Here is a 21,144-nt window from a genome sequence, read left to right as displayed (position 1 = left end):
GCTTGGCGCCGCTGCGCCTGCTCCAGCTCCGCCACCCGCCGGGCCAGGGCCTCGCGCKCGGCCGCGATCTGCTGCAGCCGTTCCTCCTGCCGCGCGATCCGGTCGTCGCGGGCGCCGAGCTCCTGCTCCAGGTGCCGCAGCCGGGCGATGTCGGCGCGGTTCGACATGCCGACAAGATGCGACAGCATGTGCACCTCGCCATACATATCCTGCACCAGCGGCCGGTCGGTGGCCGCGTGGCTCAGCACCGCCCAATAGGCGCCGGGGATGTCGCCGCGCTCCAGCGATTCCTGCCACAGCGCCCGCACCTCCGCCGCCGTCCCCGCCTTGGCGAAGCGCCTGATCGCGGTCTCGTGCCGCTTGTCGAGCAGCTTGTTCAGCAGCTTGCCGGCGACCTCCTTCTGGCCGGCAGCCCGCACCGCCCGGCCGTGCAGTGCGTGCTCGGAGGCGGTGCGCGCATCCGGGTCGTTCAGCTTGGCGAAGAGCTGCCGCAGATCACTGGTTGACAGGCAGGTGCCGACCACCGAGCAGTGCAGGTTCGGCGACAGCTCCCAGATCCGGTCGCGGGCCTTAGTCGGGAGGGCCAGGTTCGCCGGCTCGGCCGCCGGCGGCCGCGGAATGACGACCGGGGACGGCATCGGCATCGAGGCCGTCCGGAACACAGGCGTGGAAATCGGCAGTGTTGGCACGCCGAGACTCCCATCGATATATTCATGTGAATATCACGATGGCTCTTGGCCAAGGGGCCGTCAACGTTATATTCATATAGATATAACGGCATGTCCGACATAGCCATCGACCTGGGGAGGACGACATGAACATCGCCATTGCCAAGCCGCGCCTCGGCTCGGCCGCCGCTGCGTTCCTGGCCAAGGAGCACAAGCTGCTGATCGACGGGAAATGGGTCGCGGCCAGGAGCGGCCAGACCTTCCCGGTGGAGGATCCGGCGACCGAGGAGGTCATCACCCATGTCCCGGCCGGCGACAAGGCCGACATCGACGCCGCCGTCGCCGCCGCCCGCCGCGCCTTCGAGACCGGCCCGTGGTCGCGAATCTCGCCGGCCGAGCGGTCGCGGCTGGTCTGGCGCCTCGGGGACCTCTTGGAGCAGCATGCCGACGAGTTCGCCGAGCTGGAGGCGCTGGACAACGGCAAGCCGGTGACCAATGCGCGCCAGGGCGACGTCCAGGGCTCGATCGAGATGTTCCGCTACATGGCCGGCTGGGCCACGCGGATGACCGGCGAGACCATCCAGGTCTCCAGCCCCGGCCAGTGGCACGCCTATACGCTGCGCGAGCCGGTCGGCGTGGTCGGCCAGATCATCCCCTGGAACTTCCCGCTGATGATGGCGGCCTGGAAGCTGGCGCCGGCCCTGGCCGCCGGCTGCACCATCGTGCTGAAGCCGGCGGAGCAGACGCCGCTGTCGGCGCTGCGCTTCGGCGAGCTGATCCAGGAGGCCGGCATCCCGGACGGCGTGGTCAACATCGTCACCGGCTTCGGCGAGACCGCCGGCGCGGCGCTGGCCGAGCATCCGGATGTCGACAAGGTCGCCTTCACCGGGTCGACCGAGGTCGGCAAGCTGATCGTCAAGGCGGCGGCCGGCAACCTGAAGCGCGTCTCGCTGGAGCTCGGCGGCAAGTCGCCGGCGATCGTGTTCCCCGATGCCGATCTCGACCTCGCCATCGCCGGCACGGCCGACGCGATCTTCTACAACCAGGGTCAGTGCTGCACCGCAGGCTCCCGCCTGTTCGCCCACAAGTCGATCTATGACCGGGTGGTCGAGGGCGTGACGGCTGCGGCCGGCAATCTGAAGATCGGCCACGGCCTCGACCCGTCGGTCAATCTCGGGCCGCTGGTGTCGAAGGAGCAGCACACGCGCGTCACCGGCTTCCTCGAGTCCGGCCGCAGCGAAGGCGCCGAGGTGGTCACCGGAGGCAAGGCCATGGGCAACCAGGGCTATTTCGTCGAACCGACGGTGCTGGCCCGGACCAACCGCGACATGCGGGTGGTGCGCGAGGAGATCTTCGGCCCGGTGGTCTGCGTCCAGGCCTATGACGATGACGATCTCGACACCGTGGCGAAGTTCGCCAACGACACCGAATACGGGCTGCAGGCCAGCGTCTGGACCCGCAACCTGAAGGTGGCGCATGTCATGGCCCGCAAGATCCGGGCGGGTACGATCTGCATCAACACCCACAATTACGGCGATCCGGCTTGGCCGTTCGGCGGCTTCAAGCAGTCCGGCTGGGGCCGCGAGATGGGCCACGAGGTGATGGAGCATTACACCGAGACCAAGGCGGTCGCGGCGAGGCTGTAGGCGATCCTGTGGAGCCCGGCCCGGCGACGCGCCGGGCTTCGCCCACCTGATGATGGCCGACATTCCGTCCTCGTCCGGTCCGGCCGAGGCGGGCTATACACCGATGCGTCATTTCAGATCGTGAGCTCGACCAGGAGGCCATCATGAAGCTCAGTGCACGCAATCAGCTGAAGGGAACCATCGTCGACGTGGTCAAAGGCGCGACGACGTCCCACATCCGGATCGATATCGGCGGCGCCATCGTCACCGCCTCGATCACCAATGAGGCTGTCGACGAACTGCAGCTGTCGGCCGGGAAGCCCGCGGTTGCGGTGATCAAGGCGTCCGACGTGATGGTTGCGATCGACGCCTAGCGAATCCGGGAATTGCGGGCGCGGCAGTCGGACCACCGCAGGAGAGCCCACGCGATGACCGGCCTCACCGCCCCTGCTCCGGATCGAATTGCGGTGTACGCCGCCGGCAGCCTGCGCGTCGCGCTGCCGGCGCTGGCCGCTGCCTTCACCACGGCGACGGGCATCGCGGTGGAGACGCGGCACGGCCCCGCCGGGCTGCTGCGGGAACGGATCGAGGCCGGCGACCGGCCCGACCTGTTCCTGTCCGCCGACCTGGGCCATCCGGCGCGGCTGGCCGCGGCGGGCCTGGCCGGGCCGCCGGTGCTGTTCGCCCGCAACGCCATGGTCGCCCTGGTCCATCGCCGGGCCGCGGTGGCCGGCAGCGCCGACCTGCTGGACCGGATGCTGGACCCCGCCATCCGCCTCGGCACGTCGACGCCGCTGAAGGACCCGTCCGGCGACTACGCCTGGGCGATCTTCCGCCGGGCCGGCCGGCTGCGGCCGGGCGCCTTCGCCCGGCTCGACGCCAAGGCCTTGACGCTGGTCGGCGGGGCTGAGCCGCCGCCCGCCGCCGCGACGGCCGCGCCCTACAGCCCGGTCGCCCGGGCCGTGGCCGAGGGCGACGCCGACATCTTCCTCGGCTACACGACCGGCCTGCGGCCGCTGGCCGCCGAGCATGCGGATCTGACGGTCGTCGACTTGCCGCCCGAACTGATGGTCGACCCCGAATACGGCCTGGCGTTGCTGGCTGGCGCCACGCCGGAAGCGGCCCGCTTTGCCCTGTTCCTGCTGTCGCTGGACGGCCAGGCGCTGCTGCGAGAGGCGGGCTTCGCTCCCACCGCGCTGCCGGCTTAAGGCTGGCCGGCAGCATTGCCGGCTCGGTCCGATCGATATATACGCTCCCATACAGCGGCGACCTGCAACGCGCCGGTAATCCACACATAAGGGTCCAGGGGGCATGATGACATCGTGGCATCGCAGTCTGCGCGGCGCGCTGGCGCTGCTGTGCGCCGCCTGGCTTCTGACGCAGCCTCCGGCCCCCGCCCTGGCGGCGGACACGGTCACGGTGACCGACCAGCTGAACCGCAGCGTCACCGTGCCGGCCGATGTCCAGCGCATCGTCGTGCTGCAGCACCAGACGCTCGACATCCTGGTCGAGCTCGGCGCCGCCGACCGGATCGTCGGCGTGCTGCGCAGCTGGCCCAGCCTGATCCCCGGCCTGGACCGGTATGCGCCGGAGCTGAAAGGCCTGCCCACGCCCGGCGACCTGTCGATGGTCAATGTCGAGGAGTTGCTGCGGCTGAAGCCGGACGTCGTCTTCGTCACCAACTACGCCCCGGTGGCGATGATCGACCAGATCAGCCGGGCCGGCCTGCCGGTGGTCGCCATCTCGCTGTCCCAGGGCGAGGGCGTCGAGGCGCCGAAGCTGAACCCGACCTTCGCCGATGACGATGTGGCCTATGCCGAAGGGCTGAAGGCCGGGGTGAAGCTGATCGGCCGGATCGTCGGCAAGGCCGACCGCGCCGACCAGCTGCTGGATTACGCCTTCACCCGGCGGCAGCTGGTCGAGGACCGGGTGGACAGGCTGGCGTCGGACGACCGCATCCGCCTGTACATGGCCAACCCGGATCTGAACACCTATGGCTCGGGCAAGTATACCGGCGTGATCATGGCCCGGTCGGGCGGCGTCAACGTCGCCGCCGGCGTGCGCGGCGCCACCAAGGTGTCGATGGAGGACATCCTGGCCTGGGACCCGCAGGTGATCTTCGTGCAGGACCGCTACGCCGCGGTCGCCGACCAGATCCGCCAGGGCAGCGCCTGGCAGCAGGTCGACGCGGTGCGGAACGGCCGCCTCTACATCACCCCGGAATATGTGAAGCCCTGGGGCTATCCGCTGCCCGAGGCACTGGCGCTGGGCGAGCTGTGGATGGCCAAGAAGCTGTACCCCGACCGCTTCGCCGACATCGACATGCAGGCGGAGGCGAACGCCTACTATCAGCGCTTCTACGGCCAGCCCTACACCGGTCCCAACTAGGTGCCGCGATCGCGGGCTTCGACGAGGCTGACGGCGCTGTTGCTGGTGGTGCTGCCTGTCACCGTCTTCCTGCTGTCCTTCCTGGTCGGGCGCTATCCGGTGCCGCCCTTGACCGTGATCCGGGTGATCGCGGCCCAGATCCTGCCGGTGACGCCGGACTGGCCGGCGGTGGTCGGGTCGGTGGTGCTGGATGTCCGCCTGCCGCGCGTGATCGCCGCCATGCTGGTCGGCGGCGGGCTGGCGATGTCCGGCGCCTGCTACCAGGGCGTGTTCCGCAACCCCCTGGTCTCGCCCTTCACCCTCGGCGTCTCGGCCGGGGCGGGGTTCGGCGCCGCCATCGCCATCCTGCTGTTCCAGCAGCGCTACGCCATCCAGCTCTCGGCCTTCGTCTTCGGCCTCGCCGCCGTGGGCTTGTGCTTCTTCATGAGCCGGATGTACCGGGCGGGCTCCACCCTGGTCCTGGTCCTCGCCGGGGTGATCGTCGGGTCGCTGTTCACGGCGCTGCTGTCGCTGCTGAAATACGTCGCCGACCCGAACTCCAAGCTGCCGGTGATCGAGTTCTGGCTGCTCGGCTCGCTGTCCTCGGTGTCGATGGCCGACATCGCCGCGGTCGCCGCCGTGACCGTGCCCTCCGCCTCGATCCTGCTGCTGCTGCGCTGGCGCATCAACCTGCTGGCGATGGGCGACGAGCAGGCGCGGATCCTGGGCGTCGAGGCCGGGCGGCTGCGAGCGATCGTGGTGCTGCTCGCGACGCTGATCGCCGCCTCCACCGTGGCGATCAGCGGCATCATCGGCTGGGTCGGCCTGGTCATCCCGCACTTCGCCCGGATCATCGTCGGGCCGGACTTCCGCAAGCTGCTGCCGGCCACCCTGTCGCTCGGCGCCTGCTACCTGCTGGTGATCGACGACCTGGCGCGATCGGTGACGGCGGCGGAGATTCCGCTCGGCATCCTCACCGCCCTGGTCGGGGCGCCCGCCTTCATGCTGCTGCTGCGCCGCGGGTCGCTGGGATGGGCGTGATCCTGGCGGCCGAGCGGCTGGGCTTCACCTATCCCGGCCGGACGCGGCCGGTATTCGACGGCGTCGCCCTCGACGTCTCGGCCGGCGAGATCCTGTGCGTGCTGGGCCCGAACGGCATCGGCAAGTCGACGCTGCTGCGCTGCCTGGCCGGGCTGGTGCCGCCGACCGCCGGCACCGTCCGCGTCGCCGGCCGGCCGATCGCCACGCTGGGCCGGGCCGAGATCGCCCGCCATTTGGCGCTGGTGCCGCAGAGCCACCAGTCGGTCTTCGCCTTTCCGGTCCGCACCGTGGTCGAGATGGGACGGGCGCCGCATCTCGGCTGGTTCGGGGTGCCGGGGCGGGAGGATGCGGCCCGTGCCGCGGAGGCACTGGCGACGCTGGGCATCGCCCACCTTGCCGACGCGCCCTGCACCGAGATCAGCGGCGGCGAGCAGCAGTTGGTGCAGATCGCCCGGGTGCTGGCGCAGGGGCCGGCGCTGATGATCCTGGACGAGCCGACGGCCCATCTAGACTTCGCCAACCAGGCCCGGTTCCTGGCGCTGGTTCGCCGGCTGGCGCGGCAGGGGCTGGGCGTCATCTTCACCACCCACGCCCCGGACCACGCCCATGCGCTGGCGGACCGGACGCTGATCCTGTCGCCGTCGCATCCGCCGCAGCTGGGCCCGACTGCCGCCCTGCTGACCGAGGCCACGTTGTCCGACGCTTATGGCGTACCGATCCGGCTGGTCCGCGCCGACGGCCACGTCGCCTGCGTCGCCGTGGTGGAGTAACGGCGGCGGGTGGCGATCAACGGCCGGTTCGGGCCGGCGGGGATTCTCCGGGCGGTGTTGGCTCCGGTCGGACCCCGAGCCGGGCCACCGGCGCCGGGGCGTAGCGGACCTGCTCGCCCAGCGCGCCGCAGGTGGCGGCGAAGCTGCCCGCGGCGCCGATCATGGCGCCGGCGGCGAAGCGGCGGAGGAACGACAAGTTCATGCTAGGTCTCCGCTAGAGCTTGGCGGCGTCGAGCACCGCCTGGGCGAAGGCCTGCGGGGCCTCCTGCGGCAGGTTGTGGCCGATGCCGCCGGTGATGGTGCGGTGCTCATACTTGCCCGAGAACTTGCCGCGATAGGCGGCGGGCTCGGGGTGCGGCGCGCCGTTGGTGTCGCCTTCCATGGTGATGGTCGGCACGGTGATCACCGGGCCTTGGGCCAGCTTCTGCTCCAGCGCGTCATAGCGCGCCTCGCCCTCGGCCAGGCCGATCCGCCAGCGGTAGTTGTGGATCACGATGTCGACATGGTCCGGGTTGTCGAAGGCCGCGGCGCTGCGGTCGAAGGTGGCGTCGTCGAACCGCCATTGCGGCGAGGCCAGCTGCCAGATCAGCTTGTTGAAGTCGTGCCGGTTCTGGCTGTAGCCCTCGCGGCCGCGCTCGGTGGCGAAGTAGAACTGGTACCACCACTGGAATTCGGCCTTCGGCGGCAGCGGCTTCTTGCCGGCAGCGACGCTGCCGATCAGGTAGCCGCTGACCGAGACGAGCGCCCGGCAGCGTTCCGGCCACAAGGCCGCGACGATGTCGGCGGTGCGGGCGCCCCAGTCGAAGCCGGCGATGACCGCCTTCGGGATCTTCAGCGCGTCCATCAGGGCGATGGTGTCGACCGCCAGGGCCGCCGGCTCGCCGTTGCGGACTGTGGCCTCCGACCGGATCCGGGTGGTGCCGTAGCCGCGCAGATAGGGGATGATCACTCGGTAGCCGGCTGCAGCCAACAGAGGCGCGACGTCGACGAAGGCGTAGATGTCGTAAGGCCAGCCGTGCAGCAGCAGCACCACGGGGCCGTCTGCGGGGCCGGCCTCGGCGTAGCCGACGGTCAGGTCGCCGGCGTCGATCTGCTTCAGCGGGCCGAAGCTGGTGTTGGACTTGGCCGGGGCGGCTGCGGCCATGGTCTGGGCGGCGGCCGGGACGACCGAGACGAAGGGGGCGGCGGCCAAGGTCAGCAGCGCGGTGCCGAACAGGCGGCGGCGCGGGAGATCGATGTCTTCGGGCATGGGGGCTTCCTTCGGAACGAGATGGCTCAGGCCACGGTGAGGGTGACGTCGATATTGCCGCGGGTGGCCCTGGAATAGGGGCAGAGCTGGTGCGCGGCCTCGACCACCGCCTGGGCGACCTCGCGGTCCAGGCCGGGCAGGCTGATGCTCAGCCGGGCCTGCAGGAAGAAGGCGCCGTCGGTGGTGCCCAGGTCGATCTCGGCGTCGACGGCGCGGTCGGCCGGCAGGGTGACCTTCATCTCGGTCGCGGCGCGGCCCATGGCGCCGATGAAGCAGGCCGACCAGCCGGCGGCGAACAGCTGCTCCGGGTTGGTGCCGGTGCCCGGGCCGCCGGGAGGCGACAGCTTGATGTCCAGCCGGCCGTCCGAGCTGCGGGCCAGGCCGTCGCGGCCGCCGGTGGTGTGGGTCTTGCCGGTGTACAGCACCTTGTCGATCCGGGTCATGATGGGTTCCTTGGGGATGAAACGGTTGCGGGTGTGACCGACTGCGCCGTCAGGTTGCGTCGGCGCCACGCGCTCGGGGTCTCGCCGAACCAGCGGCGGAACAGCTTCGACAGATGGGCCTGGTTGGCCAGGCCGCAGGCCAGGGCGATCTGGCTCAGCGGCTCGCCTGTGGTCAGCATCAGCCGCTGCGCGCGTTGCAGCCGCAGGCCGGTGATGTAGCTGTGCGGCGTGGCGCCGAAGCTGTCCTTGAAGGCGCGGGCGAAGTGGCTGACGCTCAGCGCCGCCTGCTCGGCCAGCTCCTCCAGGCGCAGCGGCCGATGCAGCGACCGCCGCAGATGGCGGTCGACCCGGCGCTTCTGCCACGGGGCCAGCCCGCCGCGGGTGCCCTCCGTCGCGCCCGACAGGGTCAGCAGCGTCACCAGCCGCACCGCGGCGGCGCGCGCGGCCGCCGGATCCCGCACCAGCCCGCGGCGGACATCCTCGATCAGCGTCGCGGCGGTCTCGGCCGGGCCGCAGGACGCGTCGGTGGGAAAAGCCGCGAGGCTTGTCTCGTCCTTCTCCATCCTTGCGTCCTCCAGGCCGTCGTCGATGCCCGATATCTAGGCGGCGGCGCGGGAGGACGCTCGTTAGGGCTTGTGAGTCGGCGTTAGCGGCTGTCGTGAGGTGCGGTCAGCGAAGCGAGCGGAAGGCGGCACGGACCTCAATGGCGAACAGCTCGGGCTCCTCCCAGGCGGCGAAATGGCCGCCCTTGTCGACCTGGTTGAAGTAGATCAGCGTGTGGTAGGCGCGCTCGACCCAGCTGCGCGGCGCGCGATAGATCTCGCCCGGGAAGATCGTCACCGCGGCGGGAAGGGAGATGTCCACCGCGTTGAAGTTGTTGGAGTGGTCCTCCCAATAGATCTGCGCCGCGGACGTGGCGCTGTCGGTCAGCCAGTACAGCGAGATGTCGTCCAGGATCTCGTCGCGGGTCAGGGATTTCTCCGGATCGCCGCCGCTATAGGTCCATTGCGCGATCTTGTCGTACATCCAGGCGGCCTGGCCGACCGGCGAATCCGCCAGGGCGTAGCCTACGGTCTGCGGCCGGGTCACCATCATGGCCGCGTAGCCGGTGTTGTTCTGGTAGAAGTCGTTCAACTGGTCATAGGCCGCCTTCTCCGGGGCCGACAGCCCGGCCGGGGCGGGCAGGCCCTGCGCTAGCAGCGGCTGCAGCTCGGCCGGCACGGTGGCGGGCATGTTGACATGGATGCCGATCAGCCCCGGCACGGTCTGCATCGCCATCCGGTGCGAAATCACCGATCCGCAATCGCCGCCCTGGGATACGAAGCGCTTATAGCCCAGCCGCGCCATCAGCTCACCCCAGGCGCGGGCGATGTGGTCCGATCCCCAGCCGGTCCCGGTCGGCTTGCCGGAGAAGCCGAAGCCGGGCAGCGACGGCACCACCAGATGGAAGGCGTCCTCGGCGCTGCCGCCATGCGCCGTGGGGTCGGTCAGCGGGCCGATGGCCTTGACCAGCTCCAGGATCGACCCCGGCCAGCCATGGGTCATGATCAGCGGCAGGGCGTTCTCGTGCCTCGAGCGGACATGGATGAACTGGATGTCCAGCCCGTCGATCTCGGTCACGAACAGCGGCAGGGCGTTCAGTTTCGCCTCGACCTTGCGCCAGTCGTAATCCGTGCCCCAATAGCGCACCAGGGCCTGCAGCCGCGCCAGTTGCACGCCCTGGGATGCGTCGGCGACAGTCTCCCTGCCGGGCCAGCGCGTCGCCGCGATGCGCCGGCGCAGATCGGTCAGTGCATCCTCCGGCACCTCGACGCGGAACGGGCGGATGGCGTCGCCCTGGGCGGCCGCGGCCAGCCGGGCGGGCAGGAAGCTCAGCGCGCCGGCGGCCGCAATCGCGGTCGCGGACGTCGTCAGGAAGCCGCGCCGGGTGGCGGACGGCACTGCGTCGGACATCATCGTTCCTCTGCTGCAAGACGGACGGGCCGTGGCCGGTCCGGGCGCGACCCTAACGCCGCGGCCGCGCCCGTGCTTTCACCGGACCACCGGGTTTGCCGCCGATTGCTGCGTTCTGCGCCCGGCGGGGCCTTGGTGGTGCCGCGCCGGTCCTTCCCCTAGGATGCGGCCGAGTCGAACCCTGGCGGAGAATGGTGCGTGATGATGGGGCCGGACATCTTTTCCTTCGGTCCCTTCCGCCTGGCTGCGGGCGAGCGGCTGCTGACCCGGGACGGCGTCCCGGTCGATCTGGGCGCGCGGGCGCTCGACATCCTGGTCGCCCTGGTCTCGCGCCCGAACGAGCCGGTCGGCAAGCGCGAGCTGATGGCCGAGGTGTGGCCCGACGTGACGGTCGAGGAGGGCAGCCTGCGCTTCCATATCGTCGCGCTGCGCAAGGCGCTGGGCGACGGCCAGGACGGCGCGCGCTACATCACCACCCTGCCAGGCCGGGGCTACTGCTTCGTCGCGCCGGTGCTGCGGTCGGCCCCGCCGGGCCAGGCGGTGGACGGGACGGCCCCCTTCACCGGTGCGACCTCCCTGCCGGCGCGGCTGGCACGGATGGTGGGGCGGGAGGAGGAGGTCCGGGCGCTGTCGGCCCAGCTTGCCGCGGCACGCTTCGTCACGGTCGTCGGCCCCGGCGGGGTCGGCAAGACCACGGTCGCCGTGGCGGTCACGCACGACCTGCTCGAGGCATTCGCCGGCGCCGCCATGTTCGTCGATTTCGGGCTGCTGGCCGATCCGCGCCTGGTGCCGGTCGCGTTGGCATCGATGCTGGGCCTGCCGATTCGGTCGGAGGACCCGGTTCCCGGCCTGATCGCCCATCTGCGCGGCCGGCGCTTCCTGCTGGTGCTCGACAGCTGCGAGCATGTCATCGACGGCGCGGCCGCCCTGGCGGCGGAGATCTTCCGGGCCGCGCCCGAGGTCCACATCCTGGCCACCAGCCGCGAGGCGCTGCGGGTCGAGGGCGAGCAGGTCCACTTCCTGGCGCCGCTGGACAGCCCGCCGGACGATGTCGGTCTCACCGCCGCGGCGGCCGCGGCATTCCCCGCCGCCCAATTGTTCCTGGAGCGCGCCGCGGCGGCCGGCGCCCCGCTCGATCTCAGCGACGCGGACGCCGTCCTGGTGGCGGAGATCTGCCGCAGGCTCGACGGCGTGGCGCTGGCGATCGAGCTGGCGGCGGGGCGGGTCCAGGCCTATGGCCTGCGGCAGACCGCGGCCCTGCTGGACCAGCGCCTGCCGCTGTCCTGGACCGGCCAGCGCAACGCGCCGCCGCGGCAGCGCACCTTGCAGGCGACGCTGGACTGGAGCTACGGCTTGCTGTCGGAGGCGGAGCGGCTGGTGCTGCGCCGGCTGGCCGTCTTCGTCGGGCCGTTCACGATCGAGGCGGCGCTGGGCGTGGCGACCGGCGGGGCGGTGGACGACGCCGCGTTGTTCGCCGCGATCGACAGCCTGGTCGCCAAGTCGATGGTCGCCACCCGCCCGGTCGGCGCGATGATGCGCTATCGGCTGCTGGACACCACCCGCGCCTATGCCCTGCAGATCGCGGACGACACCGAGCGTGCCGCCCTGGCCGCGCGCCACGCCGGCTATTACCGGCGCTGGCTGGAGCAGCTCGGCGGCGAATGGCCGGCCCTGTCGAACGCGGCGGTGCGGGGGCCGTATTTGTCCGCCATGAACAATGTGCGCGCGGCGCTGGACTGGTGCTTCGGCCCCGGCGGCGATGGCGGCCTCGGCGTCGCCCTGGCCGCGGCCGCGGCGCCGGTCTTCCTGGCGATGTCGCTGCTGACCGAATGCCGGCGCTGGTCGGAGCGGGCGGTCCTCGCCCTCGGCCACGCCCGCGGCGGCAGCGAGGAGATGCACCTGCAGGCGGCGCTGGGGATGGCGCTGATGTTCCTGCAGGGCGGCAGCGACGCCGCGCGCCTGGCGCTGGAGCGGGCCCTGGCGATCGCCGATTCCCGCGGCGACGCGCTCGGCCAGCTGGTGGTGCTGGGCCCGCTGCACATGTTCCATCTGCGGACCGGGGCGTTCGACATCGCCCTGGATCTGGGAAAGCGGGGCGCCGCCCTGGCCGGCGCGGTCGAGGACCCGGCGGCCGCGGCGCTGGCGCATTTCCTGCTCGGCATGTCGCTGCATCTGGCCGGCGACCTCGGCGGGGCGCGGGCAGCGCTGGAGGCGGCGCTGCGGCACCAGCCGGGCGGGCCGCGGGCCAGCACGATCTATCTCGGCTTCGAGGGCCAGAACCTGTCGGGCGCCATCCTGGCCCGAACCCTGTGGCTGCAGGGCCACCCGGCCCAGGCCGTGGAGCAGGCGCGCCGGGCCGTGCGCGAGGCCGAGCGGATGGACCATCCGGTCACGCTGTCCGTGGCCATGATCTGGGCGATCACCGTGTTCCTCTGGACCGGCGATCTCCGCAGCGCGGAACAGCATGTGGCGTGGTTCACCGTCCGCGCCGGCACCCATTCCCTCGGGCCCTATCTCGCCGTGGGCCAGGCTCTTGCCGGGGCGCTGGCCGTCCGCCGCGGCGACGCCGAGGCAGGTGTCGAAGGGCTGCAGGCCGGCCTGGCGACGCTGCACGGCGCGCGCTACGAGGTGCTGACCACGGCGCTGGAGATCGCGCTGGCCGAAGGTCTCGCGGCGACCGGCCGGACGGCCGAGGGCCTGGCCCTGGTCGAGGCGACGATCCGCCGGGTCGAGGCCCGCGGCGACCTCGTCTACATGCCGGAGCTGCTGCGGGTGAAGGGCCTGCTGCTGCTGGCGGCATCGCAGACCGCCGAGGCCTGCTTCCGGCAGTCGCTGCACTGGAGCCGCCGCCAGGGCGCGCTGGCCTGGGAGTTGCGGGCCGCCACCGGCCTGGCGGCGCTGCTGGCCGGCGAGGGTCGGCGCGACGAAGCCGCGGCGCTGCTGCGGCCGCTGTTCGAGCGCTTCACCGAGGGCACGGAGACGGCGGATCTGCAGGCGGCCGGGCGCCTGCTGTCGACGCTGGTGGAGTGATCGGGTTCGGGGAATCCGGTGTTGCCTAGCCTCTCCCCTGGTCGTCATTCCCGCGAAAGCGGGAATCTCTATCCGGACGGCGTGACGAGATCCCCGCTTTCGCGGGGATGACGAGGATTTTTGAGGGGAAGGCAAGCGGCAGCAGGCACGCGGACGCTACGAGCAGCCCTTCCGGCAGCGGCCTAAGCTCCGTCGATCTCCGCCGCGATCCATCGGGCGAACGCCTGCATCGACGCGGTCTCGGATCGCGACTTCAGCCGCGTCAGCCAATAGCTGCCGGTGGATGCCGTCACGTCGAAGGGCTGGGCGATCCGCCCCGCCTCGATCTCCCGGGCGAACATGGCGATGGGAACCAGGGCCACCCCGACGCCCTGCGCCGCCGCCTCGACCAGGGTCAGCGAGGAGTCGAACATCCAGCCCCGCAGCTTCGGCGGCTCGATGCCGGCGGCGCGGAACCACAGGCGCCATTCGTCGACGCGGTACGAGCGCAGCAGTTGCTCGCCCGCCAGGTCCGCCGGGCTGCGCAGGCGCGGGCGCAGCGACGGGGCGCAGACCGGCGACAGGGGAGCGTCCATCAGGCGCGCCGCATCGGTGCCGTGCCAGGCGCCGTCGCCGAACCGGATGAACCAGTCCAGCCCGTCGAGCAGCATGTCGGCGGTGTTGTTGTTGGTCTTGATCCGCAGATCCACGGAGGGGTTCTGCTGCTTGAAGCCGTGCAGCCGCCGCAGCAGCCAGCCGGTCGCGAAGCTGGCGACGACGCCGACCGTCAGGATCTCCTGGAAATTGCCGTCCTCGAACTGGCTCAGCGTCGCGCTCATGCGCCGGAACGCGTCGGTCAGCACCGGCAGCAGCGCCAGCCCTTCATCGGTCAGGGCCAGGCCGCGCGGCAGGCGCTCGAACAGGGTCACGCCCAGCGTCTGTTCCAGCGCCTTCACCTGATGGCTGATGGCGGTCTGCGTCACCCGCAGCTCCAGCCCCGCGCGGGTGAAGCTGCCCAGCCGCGCGGACGCCTCGAAGGCCCGTAGGGCGTTGAGCGGCATCTTCGAGACGTCCATGGTCGGAACTCCATTCATGCCAGGACCCTGACGGTTGATTCCCGTCATTGCGAGGAGGCGAAGCCGACGAAGCAATCCAGGGGCCAGCACGAGCGGCCCCTGGATTGCTTCGCTACGCTCGCAATGACGGACCAGGATCCCGAGCCAGTTCCTATGGCCAACATCAGCTCATGTCTATGCGAAGTATTCCTCGTTTGGCCAGGGGCATGCCGCCCGCCTATTCAGGGGTCGAACGGCGCGGGCGAGCCCGGCGCCATCCCGGACAAGGGCCCGTCCGGCAGCCATCCGACTCATGGAGACTGAATTGACGATCCTGGTATCGCGCCGGCTGGCGCTGGCCGGCTCTCTGTTTGCGGTTCCCGCGCTGGCCGCTCTCCCGGCGCAGGCGCAGTCCGACGCCGCGGCCCGGCTGGCCGAGCTCGAACGCGCGCAGGGCGGCCGCCTCGGCGTCGCCGCGCTCAATCTCGCCACCGGTGCCCGCATCGGCTATCGGGTCGATGAGCTTTTCCTGCTGTGCAGCACCTTCAAGGCGCTGGCGGCGGCCTTCGTCCTCGCCCGTGTCGACCGGAAGCAGGAGCGGCTCGACCGGCGAATCGTGTTCTCCCGGAAGGATCTGGTGGGCAAGTCGGTGCTCGAGCCCCGCATCGGCGGCGCCGGGATGACGATGGCCGAGATCTGCGACGCAGCCGTCACCTACAGCGACAACACGGCGGGCAACCTGCTGCTGGCCAGCTTCGGCGGCCCGGCCGGCCTGACCGCCTTCCTCCGCTCGCTCGGCGACGAGGTCAGCCGCCTGGACCGCACCGAGCCGACGCTGAACGCCTATGCCGGGCCGGGCGACCCGCGCGACACCACGACGCCGGCGGCGATGCTGGAGACCCTGCGCAAGCTGCTGTTCGGCGACGCGCTGTCGCCTGCCTCGCGCGACCAGCTGGCGGCTTGGCTGATCACCAACAAGACCGGCGACACCCGGCTGCGGGCCGGGTTCCCGGCGGGCTGGCTGGTCGGCGACAAGACCGGGACCGGCGGCAACCCCGAAGGCAGCACCAACGACGTCGCCATCGCCTGGCCGCCGGATCGCGGCGCGGTCATCGTCACCGCCTATTGCGAGCTGCCGTCGCAGAATTTCGAGCAGCGCAACCCGGTGGTGGCTGAGATCGGGCGGATCGTGTCGCAGGTTTGAGCGGGCGTCGCGGCACGGCCGGGACATCCCGGCCGTGCCGCCGGTGCGTCAGGCGATGTGCAGCCGGACGTCGACATTGTTGCGGGTGGCGTTGGAGTACGGGCAGACGTGGTGCGCCTTCTCCACCAGCGCCTGCGCCTGGGCCTTGTCCATGCCGGGCAGCGAGACCGTCAGGTCGACATCGATGCCGAAGCCGCCGGGGATCTCGCCGATGCCGACCTCTGCCTTCACCGAGGCGTCGGCCGGGACCGCCACCTTCTCCTTGCCCGCCACGAACTTCAGCGCGCCCAGGAAGCAGGCGGAATAGCCGGAGGCGAACAGCTGCTCCGGATTGGTGGCGCCGCCCTTGCCGCCCATCTCCGTCGGCACCGCCAGCGCCAGGTCGATGATGCCGTCGGACGACTTCGAGCGACCGTCGCGCCCGCCGGTGGAGGTGGCGGTGGCCTTGTAGATGATCTTCTCAGGCTTGCTCATTGCATGCTCCTGGGATTGAGCCGCACCGGCGATGCGGCCAGGGGAAGACGGTACAGAGATGGGGTGGCGGCCTGAGGCTGCCACCCGGCACTATCGATCGAACCGCCGGGGATCGACCTCCTCGAAGCTGTGGCCCAGGCCGAAATTGTCGAGATGGGCCACCACCGGGGTGTCGCCGGGGTCGCGATAGGGCCCGATCTTGAAGTATTGCCGGCCGCTGTCGCGGTAGCCAAGCCGGCCGCGGACCGTGACGACCTTCTGCCCATTGGCCCACACCTCGATCAGGTCGTCCGGCTGCGCGTCGACCTTGATGTGCACCACCATGTCGACCCAGGCGCCGTAGGGCGAGGGCAGCGACGCCTCGCGGTCGATGCTGAGGTCGCTGCCGCAATCGGCGGTGTAGTCGGGCGCCAGCTTGTTGCCGGCGGCGTCGAAGCCGTCATGCAGGAAGCTGCGATGCGGCGGGAAGTCGGAGAAATCGTAGCCGTCCTCCCAGGCCACCAGCACCCGGCACTGCTGCAGCCTGGCCGGCCCGTCCTGCTCGACCGTCAGGTAGAATTTCCGGTTGCGGAAGCGCTGGCCGAGGAACGGGCTGTACTGGCCGGCCTGCTTCCACTGCCCGACCAGCAGGCGCCGGCTGTCGGCCGCTGGCGCCGGCGCCGCGTCGATCCGGAAGCTGAAGCCGTACCACAGGTCGGTGCCCTTCTCCTCGGTCTCGCGCAGCCACAGCTCGGCCCGCTGGTCGCTGCCGGCCATGAAGTCCATGTCGCGGTCGGAATCGATGCAGCCGCTGCGCCGGTGCTCGGTGTTGACCGCCTCGACCTCGGGCGGCAGGTCCGGCGTCGGCAGCAGCGCCATGCCGGCCGAATACCGGCCGGAGCGGGACAGCATGTCGTCGAGGAAGAAGCGCCCCTCCGGCCGCCGGCAAGGCGACCAGACCTGCGGCGGGATGCGCCCGCCTTCGAACCCGTCGGTGACCGAATCGGTCGTCGGGTCGGCGGCGGCCGGGGTCGCGGCCAGCAGAAGGAGGAACGCTGGCAGGTGCCACCGTAGGAAGGCTGGAAGCATCGATCTGTCGGTCTGCCGAATCGGAAAGCGAAGCGGCAGGATAGGTCAGCGCGGCGGCCGGGTGGCGCCGAGAAGCCGCGGCAGGTCGCCGCGCCAGGCCACCAGCGAGAACACCACCGCCGCCACCACCACGAACAGCACCGTCACCGACGCCATCACCGGGGTATAGCCGTAGCGCAGGGCGTTGAAGATCTTGATCGGCAGCGTCTCCACCGTCGACCCGGCCACCATGTAGGCGACGATGTACTCGTTCAGGCTCAGCACGAACGCGAAGGCGTAGCCGGAGATGATGTAGGGCCGCGCCAGGGGCAGCACGATGGTGCGGAACACCGTGCGCTCGTCGGCGCCCAGCGTGCGCGCCGCCTCCACCGCCGCCTTGTCGATCGAGCCCAGGCCGAGGGCGATGTTCACCAGCGGCAGGGTGACGAAGAAGATGCCGTGCGAGATGATGGTGGCGGCGATGTGCCCGTATAGCCCGACGATCTGCCAGAAGATCAGGAAGCCCAGGGCCGAGACAACCGGCGGCAGGATGAAGGGGGCGATGCCGAGGGTGTAGAGGGCGCGGCCCCAGCGCGGGTTCCAGCGCCACAGATACCAGGCCATCGGCAGCGCGATCGACACCGACAGGGCGGCGGCCAGCACGGCGATGACCACGCTGTTGCTCAGTGCGCCCACCCATTCCGGGTCCTGCAGCATCTCGCCGTACCAGGCGAAAGACAGGCCCTGCGGCGGGAACAGCAGGCGCTTCTTCTCGTTCAGCGACACGCCGATGATGACGATGATCGGCGCCAGCAGCACGGCCCCGATCAGGCCCATATAGAGGCGGCTGAGCATGCGTCCCATGGTCAGCGCCTCCGGTTCTGGCCGAGCAGCAAGGTCAGCCCGATCAGGGCCAGGCTGACCAGCACCAGGAACACCGCCAGGGCTGCGGCGAAGGGGATGTTCGACTGGTAGATCGCCTGGTCGGTGATCAGCACCGACAGGGTCCAGTGCTCCGGCTTGCCCAGCACCTGCGGCAGCACATAGCAGCCGAGGGTGAAGACGAAGACCAGGATGGCCGTCGCCAGGATCGCCTGGCGCAGCGACGGGATCACCACGGTGAAGAAGCCGCGCAGCGGCGAGGCGCCGAGGGTCCGGGCGGCCTCGGTGATCTCGGGGTCCAGGCGGTTCACCGCCGGGTACAGCATCAGCACCGAATAGGGGAAGCCGATGAAGCAGAGGCCCATCAGCAGGGCGCCGAAGCCCGGCGTCCAGGCCTCGGGCGAAGACAGGATACCGAGCGTGACCAGCAGGTTGGACAGGCCGGCCGACCGCGACAGCAGGATCGACCAGGCGAAGCCCATGATCACCTCGGACAGCGACAGGATCGACAGGATGCAGACCAGCCAAGCCACCTGCGCCGGCCGGCGGGTGCGGCTGAGGCACCAGGTGAAGGGCACCGCGGCGACGACGCAGACCACCGCGGCCAGGCCGCAGATCATCAGCGAGAAGCCCAGCACCCGGGTGAACAGCGGGGTCCAGAACCGGGCGTAGTTGTCCAGCTCGAAGGCCGGCTCGTACAGCCCGCCCTCGACCCGGTGGTAGAAGCTGAACGCCACCATGATCACGAACGGGATCAGGAAGAACACGCTCAGCATCGCCGCCGGCCACAGCGCCGGCAGCCGGGCGATGAAGCCGCGGGGGGCGTTCCGGGCTGGCGCTGGGGCGGCGGATGCCGCGGTGATGGCGGGCGCGGTCATGCCGCCCTCCCGAGAAGCTCGAGTATGCGGCCTTCCCAACTATCCTCCCCCTCCCCTCGCGGGWGGGGGTAGGGGGAGGGGGCTGTCTCAGCCAGATCCCACGCCGCCGTATCGGCTCCGGGCCCCCTGCGGCCGGATCCTGCGCATTCGCGCGCGGACGCGCGCAGACCCCTCCCCCAACCCCCTCCCGCAAGGGGAGGGGGAGAGTAAAGGAGGCTCGCTGCGGAGGTCAGGAGCGCGGTCATGCCGCCAGCACCACGCAGGAGTCGGGCGGCAGCTCGACCATAACAGTCTGGCCGGCGGCGATCGGCGGCAGGTCCTTGCGCGCGGCGGCGGCGACCAGCCGGGTGCCGGCGCAGTCGACATAGACCTCGACCGAATTGCCGACGTCGCGCACGAAATCGACCGTGCCCGCCACCCGGTTCGGCCCGGCCTCGCCGGCCGGGCGCAGCTGCACCTCCTCCGGCCGCACCAGCAGGGTGGCGCCGGCRCCGGGCTTGAGGCCGGCCAACCCCTCGCTCGTGGTCAGCACGGTGTCGCCGAGGCGCAAGGTCCCGCCATCGACCCGGACCGGCAGCAGGTTGCCGGTGCCGATGAAGTCGGCGACGAAGGCGTTGGCCGGGCGGCGGTAGATCTCCAAGGGCGCGCCGGCCTGCTGGATCCGGCCCTGGCCCATGACCACGATCACATCGGCCATGGTCATGGCCTCTCGCTGATCGTGGGTGACCAGGATGGTGGTGACGCCCAGGCGCTGCTGCAGCTGCCGCAGCTCGATCTGCATCGCCTCGCGCAGCTTGGCGTCCAGCGCCGACAAGGGCTCGTCCAGCAGGAACAGGCTGGGGTCGATCGCCAGCGCCCGGGCAATGGCGACGCGCTGGCGCTGGCCGCCGGACAGCTGCGAGACATGGCGGTCGGCCACGCCCGGCAGCTGCACCAGGGCCAGCAGCTCCTCCGCCCGCTTGCGCTGCGCCGCCTTGTCGGCGCCGCGGATGCGCAGGGCATAGGCGATGTTCTCGCCGACCGTCAGGTGGTCGAACAGCGCCAGCGACTGGAACACCATGCCGAAGTTGCGCTGGTGCGTCGGCACCGGGGTGACGTCGCGGCCGTCCAGCAGCAGCTGGCCCTTGGTCGGGGATTCGAGGCCGGCGATGATGCGCAGCAGCGTGGTCTTGCCGCAGCCCGACGGGCCGAGAAAGCAGACCAGCTTGCCGGCCGGGACGGCCAGGTCGACATCGGTGACGGCGGTGACCCGGCCGTAATCCTTGGCAATGCCCTGGAGGCGGAGCTCGTGCATGCGGCGCGGGTCCTGTCTCGAAAGGAAGGCCCCGGCCAGAGGTCCGGCCGGGGCGCGCTCTCTGATCAGCCGGTGATCATCGCCGTCCACTTTTCGGCGACCCAGTCGCCGCGCTCGGTGTACAGCTTGTAGTCCGGGATGATCGGCTTGACGTCGCTGGAGACGGCGGCGAACTCCTCCGCCGACAGGCTCAGGATCTCGCGCGGCACGATCGGCGCAGTGCCGACCTTGCGCGACAGCGTCTCCTGCTGGGCCGGCTGGCACATGTAGTCGATGAAGACATGCGCCTCCTCCAGCTTCTTCGACGCCTTGCTGACGGCCCAGGAGCCGCGGTCGGACACGCCGCCCTCCTTCGGGAAGGTCGAGCGCACCGGGAAGCCGTCTTTGATCGCGAGGCCGGTGACGTCGTGATAATACTCGCCCATCGGGATCTCGCCCGACTGCAGGGCGCTCTGGAACTGGCCCTCGTCGCGGTACCACAGCGACACGTTCGGCTTCAGCTCGGCCAGCTTGGCCAGCACCTTCTCGACGCCCTCATTGGTCGCCAGGATGTCGCTGTTGCCGCCGAAATGGGTGTGGGCGGCGATCTCCAGCAGGAAGGAATTGCTGGCCAGCGCCATCAGGCCCAGCTTGCCCTCGTTCGCCTTGTCCCACAGGGCTGCCCAGCTGGTCGGAGCGTCCTTGTAGGTCTCGGTGTTGGTGACCAGGGTGATGAACCAGGCCACCGCCGCGACGCCGGCGATGCGGCCGTCATCGTATTTGTTGAGGAACTCCGGGAACACCTTCGCGGCGCCAGGCATCTTCGCCGGGTCCAGCGCCTGCCACAGGCCGGACTTGATGCCGCGCAGCATGGCCACCTGGGCCATCATCGACACGTCGGCCGGGGCCTCGCCGGCATTGGCCGCGGTCTGCAGCTGCACCAGCCAGGCCTCGCCGGTCGGCTCGCCGACGCCCTCGACCTTGATGCCGCTGGCCTTGGTGAACTCCGGGAAGACGTGCTTGCCGAAGCTCTCCTCGAAATAGCCGCCATAGGTGCCGATCTTGATGCTGCGCTCCTGCGCATGCACGAAGGGCGCCCGGCCGATGGTGGCCAAAGCGGCGCCGGCGGCGGACAGCTTCAGCAGTGTCCGCCGGCTCGGGGAATAGCGATAGATCTCGCGGCTCATGAAACCTCCTTGTGTTTTC

General features: G+C 70.6%; 20 protein-coding genes and 1 pseudogene. 8 read left to right on the top strand and 13 right to left on the bottom strand.

Going from position 1 to position 21,144, the window contains the following annotated elements; translation table 11 throughout:
• Positions 1-644: pseudogene (locus AB4Z01_RS20075) on the bottom strand (DUF2325 domain-containing protein); the annotation flags it as partial.
• A 170-nt stretch (positions 645-814) separates the two neighbouring features.
• Here AB4Z01_RS20075 and AB4Z01_RS20070 point away from each other — a divergent pair.
• The 6 genes from AB4Z01_RS20070 to AB4Z01_RS20045 all read left to right on the top strand — a co-directional run bounded on the left by AB4Z01_RS20070 (position 815) and on the right by AB4Z01_RS20045 (position 6,471).
• Complete coding sequence (locus tag AB4Z01_RS20070; RefSeq protein WP_441696597.1) at positions 815-2,314, top strand: aldehyde dehydrogenase family protein; 1,500 nt, start codon at positions 815-817, stop codon at positions 2,312-2,314.
• Positions 2,315-2,457: 143 nt separating this feature from the next.
• Positions 2,458-2,667 (top strand): TOBE domain-containing protein, encoded by a 210-nt coding sequence (locus AB4Z01_RS20065; RefSeq protein WP_441696594.1) that lies wholly within the window; start codon positions 2,458-2,460, stop codon positions 2,665-2,667.
• A gap of 54 nt (positions 2,668-2,721) precedes the next feature.
• Entirely contained in the window at positions 2,722-3,501 is a 780-nt protein-coding gene (locus AB4Z01_RS20060; RefSeq protein ID WP_441696593.1) for an extracellular solute-binding protein, read from the top strand.
• A 103-nt stretch (positions 3,502-3,604) separates the two neighbouring features.
• Positions 3,605-4,681, top strand: a complete 1,077-nt coding sequence (locus tag AB4Z01_RS20055; protein ID WP_441696590.1) for an ABC transporter substrate-binding protein — start codon at positions 3,605-3,607, stop codon at positions 4,679-4,681.
• A 45-nt stretch (positions 4,682-4,726) separates the two neighbouring features.
• Positions 4,727-5,701, top strand: coding sequence for a FecCD family ABC transporter permease (locus tag AB4Z01_RS20050; protein WP_441696587.1), 975 nt, complete (start codon positions 4,727-4,729; stop codon positions 5,699-5,701).
• Positions 5,692-6,471: an ABC transporter ATP-binding protein gene (locus tag AB4Z01_RS20045; protein ID WP_441696584.1), complete on the top strand. Its 780-nt coding sequence runs from the start codon at positions 5,692-5,694 to the stop codon at positions 6,469-6,471. Before AB4Z01_RS20050 ends, AB4Z01_RS20045 begins: the two co-directional genes overlap by 10 nt.
• 16 nt (positions 6,472-6,487) lie before the next feature.
• On the opposite strand, the gene AB4Z01_RS20040 is transcribed toward AB4Z01_RS20045, so the two are convergent.
• The 5 genes from AB4Z01_RS20040 to AB4Z01_RS20020 form a co-directional block, all read right to left on the bottom strand.
• Positions 6,488-6,673, bottom strand: coding sequence for a hypothetical protein (locus AB4Z01_RS20040; RefSeq protein WP_441696581.1), 186 nt, complete (start codon positions 6,671-6,673; stop codon positions 6,488-6,490).
• A gap of 12 nt (positions 6,674-6,685) precedes the next feature.
• Positions 6,686-7,720 carry an alpha/beta fold hydrolase gene (locus tag AB4Z01_RS20035; RefSeq protein WP_441696579.1) on the bottom strand — a complete coding sequence of 345 codons (1,035 nt, stop codon included), beginning with the start codon at positions 7,718-7,720 and terminating at the stop codon, positions 6,686-6,688.
• Positions 7,721-7,746: 26 nt separating this feature from the next.
• The gene (locus tag AB4Z01_RS20030; RefSeq protein ID WP_441696577.1) at positions 7,747-8,163 is read right to left on the bottom strand and encodes an organic hydroperoxide resistance protein; all 417 of its coding nucleotides are present in this window, start codon (positions 8,161-8,163) and stop codon (positions 7,747-7,749) included.
• A complete protein-coding gene (locus AB4Z01_RS20025; protein WP_441696574.1) occupies positions 8,160-8,726 on the bottom strand; it encodes a helix-turn-helix domain-containing protein in 567 nt (188 codons plus the stop codon). The genes AB4Z01_RS20030 and AB4Z01_RS20025 overlap by 4 nt, the downstream gene beginning before the upstream one ends.
• Before the next feature lie 106 nt (positions 8,727-8,832).
• Complete coding sequence (locus AB4Z01_RS20020; protein ID WP_441696571.1) at positions 8,833-10,119, bottom strand: epoxide hydrolase family protein; 1,287 nt, start codon at positions 10,117-10,119, stop codon at positions 8,833-8,835.
• 198 nt (positions 10,120-10,317) lie between these two features.
• On the opposite strand from AB4Z01_RS20020, the gene AB4Z01_RS20015 reads away from it, so the two are divergent.
• Positions 10,318-13,146 (top strand): ATP-binding protein, encoded by a 2,829-nt coding sequence (locus AB4Z01_RS20015; protein ID WP_441696602.1) that lies wholly within the window; start codon positions 10,318-10,320, stop codon positions 13,144-13,146.
• 182 nt (positions 13,147-13,328) lie between these two features.
• On the opposite strand, the gene AB4Z01_RS20010 is transcribed toward AB4Z01_RS20015, so the two are convergent.
• On the bottom strand, positions 13,329-14,201 hold the full coding sequence (locus tag AB4Z01_RS20010; RefSeq protein ID WP_441696568.1) for a LysR family transcriptional regulator: 873 nt from the start codon (positions 14,199-14,201) through the stop codon (positions 13,329-13,331).
• 304 nt (positions 14,202-14,505) lie between these two features.
• On the opposite strand from AB4Z01_RS20010, the gene bla reads away from it, so the two are divergent.
• Positions 14,506-15,384: a class A beta-lactamase gene (gene bla, locus AB4Z01_RS20005; RefSeq protein WP_441696565.1), complete on the top strand. Its 879-nt coding sequence runs from the start codon at positions 14,506-14,508 to the stop codon at positions 15,382-15,384.
• Positions 15,385-15,432: 48 nt separating this feature from the next.
• On the opposite strand, the gene AB4Z01_RS20000 is transcribed toward bla, so the two are convergent.
• From AB4Z01_RS20000 to AB4Z01_RS19975, 6 genes are all read right to left on the bottom strand, one after another.
• A complete protein-coding gene (locus AB4Z01_RS20000; RefSeq protein WP_441696562.1) occupies positions 15,433-15,858 on the bottom strand; it encodes an organic hydroperoxide resistance protein in 426 nt (141 codons plus the stop codon).
• Between the two features lie 90 nt (positions 15,859-15,948).
• Positions 15,949-16,926, bottom strand: a complete 978-nt coding sequence (locus tag AB4Z01_RS19995; protein WP_441696559.1) for a heparin lyase I family protein — start codon at positions 16,924-16,926, stop codon at positions 15,949-15,951.
• 45 nt (positions 16,927-16,971) lie between these two features.
• Entirely contained in the window at positions 16,972-17,769 is a 798-nt protein-coding gene (locus AB4Z01_RS19990) for an ABC transporter permease (protein ID WP_441696556.1), read from the bottom strand.
• Positions 17,770-17,771: 2 nt separating this feature from the next.
• Positions 17,772-18,665: an ABC transporter permease gene (locus AB4Z01_RS19985; RefSeq protein WP_441696554.1), complete on the bottom strand. Its 894-nt coding sequence runs from the start codon at positions 18,663-18,665 to the stop codon at positions 17,772-17,774.
• A 241-nt stretch (positions 18,666-18,906) separates the two neighbouring features.
• Positions 18,907-19,959 carry an ABC transporter ATP-binding protein gene (locus tag AB4Z01_RS19980; RefSeq protein WP_441696552.1) on the bottom strand — a complete coding sequence of 351 codons (1,053 nt, stop codon included), beginning with the start codon at positions 19,957-19,959 and terminating at the stop codon, positions 18,907-18,909.
• 65 nt (positions 19,960-20,024) lie between these two features.
• Complete coding sequence (locus AB4Z01_RS19975; RefSeq protein WP_441696549.1) at positions 20,025-21,125, bottom strand: ABC transporter substrate-binding protein; 1,101 nt, start codon at positions 21,123-21,125, stop codon at positions 20,025-20,027.
• Positions 21,126-21,144 lie beyond the last annotated feature (19 nt).

It is taken from the genome of Inquilinus sp. YAF38 (assembly GCF_052113205.1).
GTDB lineage: Bacteria > Pseudomonadota > Alphaproteobacteria > DSM-16000 > Inquilinaceae > Inquilinus.
This window is presented reverse-complemented; position numbering and strand designations above follow the sequence as displayed.

What these genes read in the sequence shown, in the direction of transcription:
- AB4Z01_RS20060 (WP_441696593.1), top strand. Translation starts at nt 2,722, where the DNA reads ATGACCGGCCTCACCGCCCCTGCTCCGGATCGAATTGCGGTGTACGCC.
- AB4Z01_RS20020 (WP_441696571.1), bottom strand. Translation starts at nt 10,119, where the DNA reads ATGATGTCCGACGCAGTGCCGTCCGCCACCCGGCGCGGCTTCCTGACG.
- AB4Z01_RS20070 (WP_441696597.1), top strand. Translation starts at nt 815, where the DNA reads ATGAACATCGCCATTGCCAAGCCGCGCCTCGGCTCGGCCGCCGCTGCG.
- AB4Z01_RS20045 (WP_441696584.1), top strand. Translation starts at nt 5,692, where the DNA reads ATGGGCGTGATCCTGGCGGCCGAGCGGCTGGGCTTCACCTATCCCGGC.
- AB4Z01_RS19985 (WP_441696554.1), bottom strand. Translation starts at nt 18,665, where the DNA reads ATGACCGCGCCCGCCATCACCGCGGCATCCGCCGCCCCAGCGCCAGCC.
- AB4Z01_RS20025 (WP_441696574.1), bottom strand. Translation starts at nt 8,726, where the DNA reads ATGGAGAAGGACGAGACAAGCCTCGCGGCTTTTCCCACCGACGCGTCC.
- AB4Z01_RS20010 (WP_441696568.1), bottom strand. Translation starts at nt 14,201, where the DNA reads ATGGACGTCTCGAAGATGCCGCTCAACGCCCTACGGGCCTTCGAGGCG.
- AB4Z01_RS19990 (WP_441696556.1), bottom strand. Translation starts at nt 17,769, where the DNA reads ATGGGACGCATGCTCAGCCGCCTCTATATGGGCCTGATCGGGGCCGTG.
- AB4Z01_RS20030 (WP_441696577.1), bottom strand. Translation starts at nt 8,163, where the DNA reads ATGACCCGGATCGACAAGGTGCTGTACACCGGCAAGACCCACACCACC.
- AB4Z01_RS20065 (WP_441696594.1), top strand. Translation starts at nt 2,458, where the DNA reads ATGAAGCTCAGTGCACGCAATCAGCTGAAGGGAACCATCGTCGACGTG.
- AB4Z01_RS20015 (WP_441696602.1), top strand. Translation starts at nt 10,318, where the DNA reads ATGATGGGGCCGGACATCTTTTCCTTCGGTCCCTTCCGCCTGGCTGCG.
- AB4Z01_RS19975 (WP_441696549.1), bottom strand. Translation starts at nt 21,125, where the DNA reads ATGAGCCGCGAGATCTATCGCTATTCCCCGAGCCGGCGGACACTGCTG.
- AB4Z01_RS19995 (WP_441696559.1), bottom strand. Translation starts at nt 16,926, where the DNA reads ATGCTTCCAGCCTTCCTACGGTGGCACCTGCCAGCGTTCCTCCTTCTG.
- AB4Z01_RS20035 (WP_441696579.1), bottom strand. Translation starts at nt 7,720, where the DNA reads ATGCCCGAAGACATCGATCTCCCGCGCCGCCGCCTGTTCGGCACCGCG.
- AB4Z01_RS20000 (WP_441696562.1), bottom strand. Translation starts at nt 15,858, where the DNA reads ATGAGCAAGCCTGAGAAGATCATCTACAAGGCCACCGCCACCTCCACC.
- AB4Z01_RS20040 (WP_441696581.1), bottom strand. Translation starts at nt 6,673, where the DNA reads ATGAACTTGTCGTTCCTCCGCCGCTTCGCCGCCGGCGCCATGATCGGC.
- AB4Z01_RS20055 (WP_441696590.1), top strand. Translation starts at nt 3,605, where the DNA reads ATGATGACATCGTGGCATCGCAGTCTGCGCGGCGCGCTGGCGCTGCTG.